A 13,742-nucleotide genomic window follows, 5' to 3' on the forward strand; every position below is an offset into this window, starting at 1 on the left:
GTCTTTACAAGGGGTTCGAAGGATTTTAAGTCCATGCCACTAATCTATTTTAGTGGCAAATCTTTTACAATTCCCCTATTTTTTAAAGAATGATACAAAGGACAAAGGTTAATTGTCAAGGATTTTTTGCCACAACTCTCTGATTTCATTGGGAAATTTTGTATATTAGGGCTATTTTTGATTAAACGGAAACAGATTAATGGTTGATGTCGTTAAGATCTGGGCGCTGGAAGGCCTCGGCCAATCTTTTCTGGTTCATCACCTCTTTGGCTTTTTTATAGCCCATATCGACCATCTTTCTCATCCGGTCTGGGTCGAATTCGAGGGAGGATTCTAAGAGCTCTTTTTCTGGCCGGATCGTTACGATTTCTACAATCCTTCTGCCTTCGAAGGGGTTTTCGAGCCCTGTGAAAAGTCTTCGGATCTGTTTGTCGGACAAACCGAGTGCCTCTTTGGCATTCCTTCTGATTCGATCGAGATATCGGATGGCCTCGCTGTAGAGGTTGGCGACTTTTAGGTCGTTATCAACCACTTCGTCGGTCAGAAGCTCAAGGGTCCTTTTTAGAATATCCATTGAACTTTTGAATTCTTTCCGGGAAGGTGCCCGGTGTCTCGCATCGGGGGATAGGATGACCGAGAGGATATGCGTGGCCCCTTCCTCGATCGCCTTGCGGAACGGCGCGATCTCCTTGACCCCGCCGTCCACGTATTGATACCTCCCGATCTTGACCGGAGGCATCATCACCGGAACGCAGGCCGAGGCGAGGATCTTCTTGAGGAGGACGGGCTTGGGGTCCTGATGTGGGTTTCCGTATTCGACCTCTCCTGTCTGCATGTTGACGACGGTGACGAACATCTCGGTCGGTGAGTGGAGGAGCTTCTCGTAGCGGGTTCGGTCGCCGAAGAAATTCTGGATGAGCCTTTCGAGGGGTCGGGTATCGTTCAGGGCATCGGAGAAGAGGAAGGCCAGGAGATCGGGCCGGTCGGTGAGGATGTCCTGTTGCTCCACGTTCTCATAGAAATGGACGAGGTTGGCGATGTCACCCATTGCCACCAAGGGCGCGATCAGGGCGCCCGTGCTCGTCCCGACGACGAGATCGAACCTCAGGCCGAGCTCTATCATCAGGTATTTTACCGCGCCTGCGGCAAAGGCGCCTTTCGCTCCTCCGCCGCTCAGGACCAGGGCGAGCTTATCTGGCATCCCTTCCCCCTTTGACCTGGTCGAGGGCCCTCTTCATTCCTCCGAGGATGGCCGAGACGATCTGGCGCTGGATCTCTGGGGAGTTGAAATGGACTCTTTCGTAATGGTGTTCTGGTTTCTGAAGCTCGAACATCACATCGGTCTCGATGAGGTAGGCAAGGTCTCTGAGAAGACCGGTACCTTTCAGGATTTCCGTCAATTCGTTCATGGTCGAACCCTGTTCGAGGGCTGGAAGGAGGGCGCTGAGAAGTTGCTGTCTGGGAGGATGGTCTCGGAGCTGTCCCCTGACGGTGGTCGTCGTGAGGGCGGTGACCTTCTCGTAAAATCCCAACAGAGGTTGGGGGCTCAGGTCAGGGGAGTGCTCACAGGCTCCCCAATGGAGAAGGAGGCTAAAAAGGAGCAGACCCTTTATAAGAGATGGGGTCGCCTTTCCTGGGTTCATTTCAATCTCTAACGATTCGACCTTCCCCGGAGATGGAAGTCACCCTATCAAAACGGGAAAGGATTGTCAATGGATGGTTTTAGGAGGGCAAGGGGTTTTTATCGGAGGCGGGGAAATGAGGAGATAAATTAAAAAAGGGCTGGGCGGGCTCTTAACCTTACCCCCCAGCCCTTCTCCTTTACTTCCGGAAGGTTTCGATCACGTTTCCTTTTGAATCGACGATGGTGAGCTCGATTGCAAGACCGCCGTCCAGGCGGTGAATGGCGCAGCTGAGTCAGGGGTCGTAGGCACGTATGGCCATTTCTACCCTGTTGAGAATCCCCTGATCGTATTTCCCATCCTTGATGAAGGTTTTGGCGGTCTGGTTGACCGAAAGATTCATCGGAGCGTTGTTATGGGTCGTCCCGACGATCAGGTTCACCTTGGTCACGAAGCCATTTTCATCGCACGTATAATCATGGATCAGGGTGCCTCGCGGGGCCTCCACACATCCCACTCCCCTGCCCGCCTTGGGCGTGACCGGTGTCCTGACATTGGGATTGGTGATCTCGGGGTCGTTCAGGAGTTCCACCATGGTCTCGGCCACCTGAAGGAGCTCGATCAGCCGGGCGTAGTGGTAGAGGAGGGTGTAATGGGCGGGCCGGCCGAAGGCTGCCCGGAACTCCTCCAGTTCGGCCTGGGCGAGCGGGGTGGCCATCTTGTCGGCCACGTTGATCCGCGCCAGGGTGTTGGACCGATAGACGCCGACAGGATTGTCCAGGGAGAGGTTGAATTTGCCCCACTTCTTGGCATAGGGAAACTTCTGATAGGTCCAGGGCATGACCGCCTCGCCGATGTGGTCGAGGTACTGGTCGTAGGTGAAGTCGTCATAGGAGCCATCCGGTTTCATCAGACGGATCTTGCCGTCGTAAAACTCCAGCGCTCCGTCGTCCCTTACGGTGCCGATGTATCCCACCTTGATGACGCCGAGGGTCTTGATGGCGTCCATATACTTCGGAAAGACGTTCTCCTTGGCGAACTTCATCGTAAACTTCGAGAACTCCAAGAGCTCCTGGGCGGGGCCGAGGAGCTTCTTTCGCTCCGCTTCGGTCATGGGCTTGCTCACCCCGCCTGGCACCGAGAAGGTGGGATGGATGGCCCTTCCGGCAAAGCCTTCCAGCATCTGGGCGCCGAGGTGTCGCATATGGACGACCTGTTTGGCCAGATCGGGTGCGGCCTTGACGATCCCGACCACGTTCCTGACCGAGGGATCGGCATCTGGACCGAGGACGAAGTCCGGGGCGGCCAGGAAGTAGAAGTGGAGGATCTTGTCGCTGACATAGGCGATGCTCTGCATCAGGCGGCGAAGTTTGATGGCCGTGGGCGGCGGGGTGACGCCGAAACAGCCATCGGTCGCCTTGCTCGATGCGAGGTGGTGGGCCCAGGGGCAGATGCCGCAGATATGGCAGACGATCCGGGGCATCTCCTCGACGGGCCTGCCTTCGCAGAACTTTTCAAAACCTCTAAGGTTCTGACCATGGACTTTGGTATCGACCACGTTTCCTGTATCGTCCAGGGTGATCGTAACCCGCGTGTGACCTTCGATCCGTGTGATCGGCTGGAGATTGATGACTTTGCCCATAGATTCTACCTCCTCATTTGGCAGGACGCGGGGGGAGGACCTTCAGGACCCCGTGCGCCCCGATATAGCGATTCAAGGTGGCCCGTCTATCCACCACGGAGTTCGGATCCATGCCGACCGATGCGAGCGCCCCCATCATATCCATCAGGGGGTTGGTATCCTTCCGGATGGGTCCGAAGCAGCCCCGGCAGGGGGTTCTGGCCTGGATGCAGCGGGGAACTCCGCTTTTGCCGGCACAACCCGCAAGGGTGACCGGTCCCTGGCAGAGGAAGCCCATCTCGTTGATGCATCGCATCTTGTCGAGCCCCTCTTCGGGGTTGAAATCGAGATTCTGGAGAAAGCGTTTCACCGCCCCACCGCCGGATTTCTTCTCTCGGATCGTCGGACAGGTGTCGCAGACGCTCCGTTCCGGTAGGCTCCAGGACGTTGCGCCGCCGAGGAGGGCCAGAACCGCATCGGCGATCCAGTCGGGGTGGGGAGGGCAGCCTGGGATGTAGACATCCACCGGGACGAATTCGTCCAAGGCCTTACACGACGGGATGAGCTCAGGGACGTTGGGATCTTTGGGAGGGGGAGAAGGCTCTGTGGAGGGGCAATCGCGATAGACCTTCTCCAAGAGCTCCTCTTTCTTCCACATATTGGCCTGTGCCGGGATCCCACCGTGGCAGGCACAGGTGCCCAGGGCGACGAGAAACTTCGACTTCTTTCGAATCTCCTTCAATTCGTGGACCATCTCGTCGGTCCGGATGCCTCCCGAAATGATGGCCACGGGCGCCTCCGGGACCTCCATATCCTGTTTCTCCCCTAACTGGCCGAAGAGTTTGTTGTCGACCAGCGGAGGGATGTGGACAAAGTTGATGTGAGGCAGGAGGTCCACCAGGGGGTCTCCGATGTTGAGGATGGAGATTTCGCAACCTGAACATGCATTCAACCAGTCTTCAAAGACATTGACGGCCATATTAACCTCCTTTTGAGTCGGTATGCCGTGGCCCCATCCGATGCTTTCATCATCCATCCCCGGCATACCCCCAGTTTACCTGATCTATCGTTTCAAGAGGGCGCTGGAAATCCTTCTCAGGGATGGGCGTGGATTTCGGGCACCTCTTGGGAAATCGTTTTATAGGGGTTCGGTCCCAGCTTCTTGATCTGTTCGGTGAACTCGGTCACGATCTGGGCGAATCGGGGACCCTCGGCCGAGGAGACCCACTCCACCCGGAACCGTTCCTGTTCGATCCCGATGTCGTCGAGGACCAGGCGAATGGCCTCTGCTCTCTTTCCGGCGATCACATTACCATCCTGGTAATGGCAGTCGCCGATGTGTCAGCCACCCACCAGGACGCCATCTGCCCCTTTGGTCAGGGCATCGATGACCAACCGTGGGTGGATCATCCCGGAACACATGACCCGGATGATCCTCAGGCTGGGGGGATATTGCAACCTCGAGACGCCTGCAAGATCGGCGCCGGCGTAGGCGCACCAGTTACAGCAGAATCCGATGATCAGGGGTTCAAAGGTATCCTTCATACGGCGACCTCCAATGCAGCATTGAGTTGGGCTGCGATCTGTTTCAGTTTGAAACCGCGCACCACGATCCCCTCTTTCGGGCAGGTGGCCATGCAGACGCCACATCCTTTACAGAGGACTTCGTTGACCTCCACGAACTTCTTGATGGAATCTCCCCTCACATACTCCACCAGGTTGATGGCCTCGTATGGGCAGGGGCTCACGCAGTAGGCGCAACCGTCGCAGTTCTCGTCGATGACCCTCGAGATCGTCCCTTCCAGTTCGATCGAGTCTTTGGCCAGAACCGTAGCGGCCCTCGAGGATGCGGCCTGAGCCTGGGAGATGCTTTCTTCGACCGCCTTGGGGAAGTGGGCCATGCCGGCCAGGAAGACACCGTCGGTGGCAAAGTCGATCGGACGGAGCTTCATATGGGCCTCGAGGAAGAACCCATCCTTGTTGAGAGGAACCTTGAAGAGTTGACCCAGTTCCTTGTTGTCCTCGTTCGGAACCACTCCCGCGGAGAGGACCACCAGGTCGGCGTTCATGGTGAGGGGGATCCCCAGGGTCTGATCGAAGACGTTCACCTTCAGGCCGTTACCGCTTCGCACCACCTCAGGCTTCCGATCCTTCTCGAACCGGATGAAGGCAACGCCCTTCTGCCTCGCCTGGGTGTAGTACTGTTCTTTGAAACCGTAGGTCCTCACATCCCGATACAGGACGTAGACGTTGGTCTCGGGTGAGAGCTCCTTGATCTTCAGGGCATTTTTGACCGCCTCGTTACAGCAGAGCCTCGAACAGTAGGGTCTTTCCTCGTCGCGAGAGCCCACGCACTGGATCATCACGACGTTCTTGACCTCCCGGCCAAGGCCGCCCTGGGCCAGTTTCTGCTCGAGCTCCAATTGGGTCAGGACCCTCTGGTCCGAGCCATAGAGATACTCTTTGGGCTGGTACTCCTTCGAGCCGGTGGCGATGACGACGATCCCATGCTCCAGCTCTTTGGAGGTCCCATTGGAGGAGACGGTGGTCTTGAAATTCCCCACGAACCCGTCCACCTTTTCGATCTTCGCCTGGGTGAAGAGCTGAATGTTTTTGTGCTCCTTCACCTTCTTGATCAAGGATTGGAGTTCGTTCTGGGTTCGGGTCCCGTCGATGAGATAATGGATCTTCTTGAGGTTTCCTCCCAGTTCCTTCTCCTTCTCCAGGAGATAGACCTGGAAGCCCTGTTCCGCCAGATCGAGGGCGGAAGTCATCCCGGACAGACCGCCACCGATGACCATGGCGGCCTTGTTGACCGGGACCTTCATCATTTCGAGAGGCTCCAGGAGCCTCGCCTTGGCTACCGCCATCCGGACGAGGTCCTTGGCCTTTTGGGTGGCCTTTTCGCGCTCATTCATGTGCACCCAGGAGCATTGGTCGCGGATGTTGGCCATCTCGAAGAGATAGGGATTGAGCCCTGCCTTTCGGACCGTGCTCCTGAAGAGGGGTTCGTGCGTCCTCGGCGTGCAGGCCGAGACCACCACCCGGTTCAGGTCGTACTCTTTGATCTTCTCCCGGATCTTATCCTGGGTGTCGTTGGAGCAGGTATAGAGGTTGTCCTCCACATAGACGACGTTGGGAAGGGTCTTCGCATACTCCCTGACCTCGGGGACGTTGAGAAAGCCTCCGATATTCGATCCGCAGTTGCAGACGAAGACCCCGATGCGGGGTTCCTGGCCGAGGACATCCTTTTCGGGCGGGAACTCCTCTTTCTTGATCAGGGTGCCCCTGGCCTCCTTCAAAAGGGAGAGGACCCTTGAGGCTGCGCCGGAGGCCTCCATCACCGTTTCGGGGATGTCCTTGGGCTGGGTGAAGGCACCGGCCAGATAGATTCCTTCCCGTTTCGACTCGAGGGGCCGGAAGGGCGAGGTCTTGCAGAACTTGAACTCGTTCAGCTCGATGCCGAAGGTCTGGGCCAGGCGCTCCACGTCCTTGGGAGGCTGGGTGCCGATGGAAAGGACCACCATGTCGTACTCGCGGGAGGCTTTGACATCGCCATCCGTGAGATATTTAATGATCAGGTTCCGGGTCCCGGGCACCTCCTCGATGGAGGCCGGTCTGGACCGGATATAGTTGACTCCTAACTGTTTGGCCCTCTCATAATATTCATCGAACCCTTTGCTGAAGGCCCGCATATCCATGAAGAAGATGTCGCATTGGAGATCGGGCCCAAGGTGCTCCTTGGCGATGATCGCCTCTTTGGTGGCGAACATGCAGCAGAACGAGGAGCAGTAATCGTTCTCATGATCCCTCGAACCGACGCACTGGACGAAGGCGATCCGTTTCGGTTCCTTGTGATCCGAGGGCCGGACCACATGGCCCCCAAACGGTCCGGAGGCCGAGAGGATCCGCTCGAACTCGAGCGCTCCGATCACGTTGGGATACCGCCCGTAGCCGTATTCGGGTTTGCCCGTGGCATCGTAGAGCTGATATCCGGGCGAGAGGATGATGGAGCCGACGTTGAGCTCCACCCGCTCTTCCTTCTGGGTGTAGACCACGGCCTGGGCCTCGCAGCGCTTCATGCACTCTTCGCATTCGATACAGCCCTCGATCTGTCCCGCGAGGCACCTGGAGGCCTCTTTGACGGCCTGTTCGGGGGTGAATCCCAGGGCCACCTCCTTGAAATTCTTCACCCGTTCCGCCACGGGCAGTTCGTTCATGTGGACGCGGCTTGCGGCCGGGAAGCGTTGTTTCAGTTCCACGACCTTCTGGTCGCCCATCTTCTCGGGCTTCTTCACCTCTTTTTCGACCTTGATGGGCTGGCCCTTGAGGTAGCGGTCGATGGCCGCGGCGGCCTTCTTTCCCGCAGCGATCGCATCGATGACGTAGGCCGCTCCGGTGACCACATCGCCACCCGCAAAGACGCCTTCCACGTTGGTCGCCCCTGTTTCGGGATCGACCAGGATGGTCCCGTTCTTGGCGGTGTTGACGTTCAGCTCCTTTAAAAACCCGACATCGGTCACCTGACCGAGGGCGGCGATGACCGTATCGACGGGGACCCTGAACTCCGACCCTTTGATCGGGATGGGACGCCTTCGGCCGCTGGCATCGGGCTCCCCGAGCTCCATCTTGATGCACTCCATCTCGGCCAGTTTTCCGTTTTTGGCAAAGAACTTCTGTGGAAGGGTGAGGAAATCGAGCTTGACCCCTTCGGCCAGCATCGCCTCGATCTCCTCTTTGGCCGCAGGCATCTCAGCCCGGGTCCGTCGATAGACGACCCGAACCTCCTCGGCTCCCAATCGCAAGGCGGTCCGGGCACAGTCGATGGCCGTATTGCCTCCTCCGACCACGGCCACCTTCTTTCCCAACTCGACCTTCTTTCCGAGGTTGACGGCCTGGAGGAATTTGATCCCGTCGGTGACCCCGGGCAGATCGGCCCCTTCGCCCTCCAGTTTCATCCCACCCGGAGCGCCCATCCCGAGGAAGATGGCCTGATAATCCTTCTTCAGGGCGCTGATGGGGATATCCTTGCCGACCGCAACGCCGGTCTTGATCTCCACGCCCAATCTCTTGATGTAGTTGATCTCCTGGGCGAGGACCTTTTTGGGCAGACGGTATTCGGGAATGGCATAGCGCAACATCCCGCCCGGCTCGGGCAGGGCCTCGAAGATCGTGACCTCGTGACCCTTCAGGGCCAGGTCATTGGCCGCCGCAAGCCCGGCCGGCCCCGCCCCGATCACCGCCACCTTCTTCCCTGTTTTCGTGATCTGAGGAACGGGAAGCTCGTCGGGATTGACCTGGTCGGCCACGAACATCTTGAGCTCCCGGATGGCGATGGGCTCATCGAGCTCTCCCCGGTTGCAGTTGGCCTCACAGGGCGCGTAACAGACCTTTCCGCAGACGGAGGGGAGGGGGTTGACGGCCCGGTTGAGCTCGTAGGCCTCCTTGAACTTCCCCTGGGCGATCAATTTAATATATCCCAGGGCATTAGTATTGATCGGACAGGCATACATGCAGGCCGCCTTGCAGGGCCGTTCCTCGCGCTTGTCGATCGTCGCCTTGTTGGGGATGGATTGGGGAAAGAGGATATAGACGGCCTTTCGGTCCGAGAGCCCGACCTCGAACTCGTTCTTCATGAAGACCGGGCAGCCCGCAAAGCAGAGGCCGCAACCGGTACATTTGGTGATGTCGATATAGCGGGGCTTCTTTCGGATGGTGACCTGGAAGTTTCCTGGTTCTCCTTTGACACTCTCGATCTCACTTAACGTGATCAACTCGATATCTTTATGCCGGCCGACCTCGACCAGTCTGGGCGCGATCGTTCACATCGCGCAGTCATTCGTGGGAAAGGTCTTGTCGAGCTGGGCCATCACCCCGCCGATCGAAGGTTTGCTGTCGGCCAGATAGACCTTGATGCCCGCTGCGGCCAGATCGAGCGCAGCGGCCATCCCGCCAATCCCGCCGCCGACGATTAGGGCGGCACCTACTTTCTTACCGTTCGTCTTAGGCTGTTGCATATTTGGAAACCTCCTTCTGGGACCATTGGGGTTGTATCGTCCCCTTTTTGGGTTGTAAGGCGATGGCCAGTGGCCGATAGATCATATGGGTCCATTTGCCGAAAGGCATTTCGATGACGAGCATGGGCACGGCGATCAACAGGTGAATGGCATAAAAGTAACAGGTGGCCAGTTCGAGTCCGGAGATCCTGCAGATATGGAGGATGATCCCGCTCAGGGCCGTCCCGAAGAGGAGGAGCAGAAAGGTCCAATCCTGAAGCTCGGACGATTTATAGACCTCTTTCTCCTTCTTCATCCGGTCGATGAGGATGCTGCCGGTGCCATAGAGGAGGAAGAAGGTGGCCAGATACCCGATCCATCTCTGGGGATGGAAGATGGGGTGGATCTCCTCGGTCTGGAACCACCTCAGGGCAAAGACCTTGACGAAGAGCATCATCAGGCAGCCCAGGCCGATGAAGAGGTGTTCCACCCACCGGCTCTTCCCCGTCGGACACTCGGCCATCTTTTTATAGGTGAAGAAGTGGACGAAGAAGGTCGCGACGCGGGAGAGAAAGGAAGGGGCTTCTCCTCGGACCTGTTCGGCCCCTGATGAGACCATCCCGTACATCCGTAAGGCATTGGTCAAAAGGATCAGGAACGGAAGGAGAATCACCACCCATGTAAAATAGGTGATCATCGGAAACATATGGCCCACCCCCAGCCCCGTAGAGGCCAGTTCCGAGAGGCTCATCTTCGCCCCATAGATGTGGTAGAGGACGATGAGCAGAAAGACGATGGCCGCGACGATGGCGAGAGAACCGATGTACCACCCTTTGGAGCGGTTGATCAGGGAGGCGATGCCGGTCCAGTCGTAGGCCGAGACCAGATACCGTCGCAGGGTCATCATCGATTCCTGGGGTTTGGTCTCCCGGGGGCAGGTCGTGGAGCAGTCGCCACAGTCGTGGCAGACCCAGGGATCGATGCTCTGAAGGAGGGCCTGCTTGACGCCCGTGATGACCATACGCATCGGCCTTCTCGGGAAGGTAGCCTGGTCCTGCGAGAGTTCACAGGCCAGGGTGCAGCTGCCACAGTTGAAACATCCCTCCGCATCGAATTTCCCGTATTTGCGGACTTCGGACATCAGTTTCAAATCTGCTTCGTAGTAATTCATTCCCGCCACTCCTTTCTGAAGTTCTTGACCTCCGGGTTCATCCTCGACACGCCTTCAATACCTCCTGCGCAGCCAGGGGCAGGCTTTCTTGTAAGGGATCGGAGAGCCCTGGCTTCACCTCTTCGGGAAGGTGCGCGATCTGTCCGGCGATGATGAGGACCTCTATGTCGCAAAATTCCTTGAGCTCTTTGAGAAGATTGGAGGTTGGCATTTCGTGGAGGGTGAAGTCATCGATTTTATTCAGTGGCATCTCATCGATGTCGATCGGGAAGACCGTCCCGGGTTCCCTCCCGAGGTCGACGGCGTCTACGACGATGATCTTTTTGGGCCGATGGGACGAGAGGAGGATATCGAAGAGGATCCCTCGAACGCTGGTTCCTACATTGAGGAGGGAGACATTTTCCGGGACCCTTTCATGTTTCTGGAGATACTCGATCACGCAGGGGCCGAACCCGTCGTCTCCAAAGAGGATATTGCCACATCCCAAAACGAGGATGTCTCGATACTGGGTCTCGCTTTCGTTCCGATATTCGACCTTCAGGATGCTTTCGTGGAAGTTGGGGGCTGACTTCATGCCAGCTGGTTTTCCTCGTCCTTCAATCGGCGACGAAGTCCGTATGGATCTGCCAAAAGGCAATGGGGTGAGTTCCCCTTTTCAAAGGGCATTCATCCTTAACTCAAAAGGACCTCTCTCGCAACCCTCCGGGTATAGAGATAAAGTTTTCCGCCCTCTTCGAGGGTTTCTACCTCAAATCCTTCGCTCTTGTATTTTTTGGCCTTTTCGAGAGCGGTCTCCTTGTCCGGATATTCCATCCCATCCCAGACATACTTTTTATCTTTTTTCAAAACCTGAACTGGCATGACCGGCCCCCCCTACTATTATGAGGTAAAATCAATCAGGTGATATCGAGCTTTAATCTTTCAATGGTTCTATCAAAGCAGGTTCATTCTAAGAATTCACTTTCGAGGCAATGAGCAGAAGATGATGGCCAAGTTCACGAGATTTGTGAATAAATCCACGTGAAATGTAACACAAGCAAATTTTTTGTCAAGTCAAAAATGAGTACGTTGAAATCCATTGAGATATTAACGTGTTACCGATTTTTGGGGATTTCCCGAAGGGGCAAATTTTCTGACAAAGGATGTCCCGATTTTTATTTTGGGATCGTTTTGGTTATAATGTTGCACCAAATTTTCTGAAGAAAGGAAGAGAGGATGAAAGTCGTTAGACCGAGAGGTCCGGAAATTTTCGACATCGAGCTGGAGAAGGATCTGCTGGACAAAAATAGGCGCCTTGCAAGAGAGAACAGGAAAAGATTCGATCGGTACAAAATCACCGCCATCGACGTCATGGGCTCCATCGGTTCGGGAAAGACCTCCTTGATCAAAGCCCTTTTGAAGAAGCTGAAGATGGGCGAGGCGGTCGGCGTGATCGCCGGAGACCTCACGACCACGATCGATGCCGAGAGAATCCAGGAGGAAGGCGCACGGGTCATCCAGATCAACACCGGAAAGGAGTGCCACCTCGACGCCCATCTGGTTGGCCATGCCCTCGAGAAGATGGATCTCGACGGGATCCGGATCCTCTTCATCGAAAATGTGGGCAATCTCATCTGTCCTGGAGAATTTCCCCTGGGCACCCATAAGCGCATCGTCGTGACCTCGGTCACCGAAGGGCCCTACATGATCATCAAACATCCCTATATCTTCAAACAGGCCGATGTCATCGTCCTCAATAAGATCGACCTCGCCAAGGCGATGAACGTGAGCCCCGCTCAGTTGAAGGCCGATGCGGAAAGGGTCAATCCCCGGGCGGCCTTCGTCAAGGTCAATGCCCTCAGAGGGACGGGGATCGCCGAAGTGATCCGTCACCTGAATCTCTCTTGAAGCTCGAGGACATCGCCCCGATGGGATTCGAAACGGACCGATGCACGAATTTTCGGTCGCCTCCGACATCGTCGATCAAGTTCTCGAGGCAGCCCGAAAGAGAGGGGGAAAGCGGGTCCTCTCCGTCCGCCTCGACATCGGAGAGCTGACCCTCCTCAACGCGGAACAACTCCTCTTCTGGGTGAAGGAGCTCTTCAAAGGTTCGATCGCCGAGAATGCTGAGATTGCGGTCAAGATCATCAAGGCCAGGATCTCCTGCGCGGAGTGCGGCTACCGAGGAGGCACCCGAGAGGATCAATGCGATGCGATCGGCCACCAAATCCTTCCCCTATGCCCTCGGTGTGGTTCCCTCCAAGTCGAGATCGAAAGGGGAAGGGAGTGTCTCCTCAGAGGGATTCGGGCCGAGAGGTAAAGGCAGAGGTCTCGTTCCCTCAGCAGATCCTCGGATACTGGGTGCCAGTGAGCATATCGAGGATGCGGTGGCCTCCGATGAGGGTATGGAGGACGACCTTCCCGGGGTGGTCCGCCACGACCCTCCCGATGATCCGGCTCTCCCTGCCCAGAGGATGGGCTCTCATCGCCTCAAGGAGGCGCTCCGCATCTGATCTCGGGCAGAGGGCAATCAGTTTCCCCTCGTTCGCGAGATAGAGCGGATCGAGCCCCAGCAGTTCGCAGATCCCTTTTACGGATTCCCTCACAGGGATCTCTCTCTCCTCGAGGACGATCCCGACATTAGACTTTGAGGCGATCTCGTTCAGCGTCGTCGCCAGCCCGCCCCGGGTGGGGTCGCGCATACATCGGATCGACGGGCAGGCCCCGAGCATCATTTGGACCAGGTCGTTCAAGGGAGCACAATCGCTCTTCAGATCACCCTCGAAGCGAAATCCCTCCCTCTGGGAGAGGATGGCAAGTTCGTGGTCTCCGAGGAAGCCGCTGAGCAGGATCGCATCTCCGGGTCTGGCCTTCATCCCCGAGAGTTCGAGGCCGGGTTTAACCCATCCAATTCCTGCCGTATTGATGAAAAGCTTATCTGCCGCGCCATGCTCGACCACCTTGGTGTCGCCGGTAACGATCTCGACCTTCGCCTCTTCCGCGGTCTGGCGGATGGAAGAGAGGATCCTTTTCAGGTCGGAGAGAGGAAAACCCTCCTCGATGATGAAGGAGAGGCTGAGAAAGGCGGGGATGGCCCCGAGCATGGAGAGGTCGTTGACCGTGCCACAGACCGCAAGCCTTCCGATGTCTCCTCCCGGGAAAAAGAGGGGGTTGACCACATAGGAGTCGGTCGTAAAGGCGATCGGTCCGCTTCGGGGGTCGATCCTTGCGCTGTCATCGAGGAGACGGAGCATGGGATTGGAGAACTCCGGCAGGAAGAGCTGTTCGATGAGATCGTGCGCAAGCTTTCCGCCACTTCCGTGGGCAAGGAGGATCTTCTCATCGGACATAGG

Annotated in this window: 12 protein-coding genes; 2 read left to right on the top strand and 10 right to left on the bottom strand. The window is 56.9% G+C overall.

What is annotated here, in order from left to right; genetic code table 11:
- Positions 1–196 precede the first annotated feature (196 nt).
- The 9 genes from N3G78_03645 to N3G78_03685 form a co-directional block, all read right to left on the bottom strand.
- On the bottom strand, positions 197–1,201 hold the full coding sequence (locus tag N3G78_03645; protein ID MCX8117015.1) for a patatin-like phospholipase family protein: 1,005 nt from the start codon (positions 1,199–1,201) through the stop codon (positions 197–199).
- A complete protein-coding gene (locus tag N3G78_03650; protein ID MCX8117016.1) occupies positions 1,191–1,643 on the bottom strand; it encodes a hypothetical protein in 453 nt (150 codons plus the stop codon). Before N3G78_03650 ends, N3G78_03645 begins: the two co-directional genes overlap by 11 nt.
- A gap of 178 nt (positions 1,644–1,821) precedes the next feature.
- Positions 1,822–3,264: a Ni/Fe hydrogenase subunit alpha gene (locus tag N3G78_03655; GenBank protein MCX8117017.1), complete on the bottom strand. Its 1,443-nt coding sequence runs from the start codon at positions 3,262–3,264 to the stop codon at positions 1,822–1,824.
- Positions 3,265–3,277: 13 nt separating this feature from the next.
- On the bottom strand, positions 3,278–4,222 hold the full coding sequence (locus tag N3G78_03660; protein MCX8117018.1) for a methyl viologen-reducing hydrogenase: 945 nt from the start codon (positions 4,220–4,222) through the stop codon (positions 3,278–3,280).
- Positions 4,223–4,338: 116 nt separating this feature from the next.
- Positions 4,339–4,788 (bottom strand): hydrogenase iron-sulfur subunit, encoded by a 450-nt coding sequence (locus N3G78_03665; GenBank protein MCX8117019.1) that lies wholly within the window; start codon positions 4,786–4,788, stop codon positions 4,339–4,341.
- Complete coding sequence (locus N3G78_03670; protein MCX8117020.1) at positions 4,785–9,260, bottom strand: NAD(P)-binding protein; 4,476 nt, start codon at positions 9,258–9,260, stop codon at positions 4,785–4,787. The genes N3G78_03665 and N3G78_03670 overlap by 4 nt, the downstream gene beginning before the upstream one ends.
- Positions 9,247–10,410, bottom strand: a complete 1,164-nt coding sequence (locus N3G78_03675) for a 4Fe-4S dicluster domain-containing protein (protein ID MCX8117021.1) — start codon at positions 10,408–10,410, stop codon at positions 9,247–9,249. Before N3G78_03675 ends, N3G78_03670 begins: the two co-directional genes overlap by 14 nt.
- 37 nt (positions 10,411–10,447) lie before the next feature.
- Positions 10,448–10,984, bottom strand: a complete 537-nt coding sequence (locus N3G78_03680; protein ID MCX8117022.1) for a hydrogenase maturation protease — start codon at positions 10,982–10,984, stop codon at positions 10,448–10,450.
- 98 nt (positions 10,985–11,082) lie between these two features.
- Complete coding sequence (locus tag N3G78_03685) at positions 11,083–11,271, bottom strand: hypothetical protein (protein MCX8117023.1); 189 nt, start codon at positions 11,269–11,271, stop codon at positions 11,083–11,085.
- A gap of 354 nt (positions 11,272–11,625) precedes the next feature.
- On the opposite strand from N3G78_03685, the gene hypB reads away from it, so the two are divergent.
- Positions 11,626–12,297: a hydrogenase nickel incorporation protein HypB gene (gene hypB / locus N3G78_03690; protein ID MCX8117024.1), complete on the top strand. Its 672-nt coding sequence runs from the start codon at positions 11,626–11,628 to the stop codon at positions 12,295–12,297.
- Between the two features lie 40 nt (positions 12,298–12,337).
- Complete coding sequence (locus N3G78_03695) at positions 12,338–12,709, top strand: hydrogenase/urease maturation nickel metallochaperone HypA (protein MCX8117025.1); 372 nt, start codon at positions 12,338–12,340, stop codon at positions 12,707–12,709.
- Between the two features lie 19 nt (positions 12,710–12,728).
- On the opposite strand, the gene hypE is transcribed toward N3G78_03695, so the two are convergent.
- Positions 12,729–13,739 carry a hydrogenase expression/formation protein HypE gene (hypE, locus tag N3G78_03700; protein ID MCX8117026.1) on the bottom strand — a complete coding sequence of 337 codons (1,011 nt, stop codon included), beginning with the start codon at positions 13,737–13,739 and terminating at the stop codon, positions 12,729–12,731.
- Positions 13,740–13,742: the final 3 nt, after the last annotated feature.

The sequence above is a fragment of the Thermodesulfobacteriota bacterium genome (assembly GCA_026415035.1).
In the GTDB taxonomy this organism is placed as follows: domain Bacteria; phylum Desulfobacterota; class BSN033; order BSN033; family UBA1163; genus RBG-16-49-23.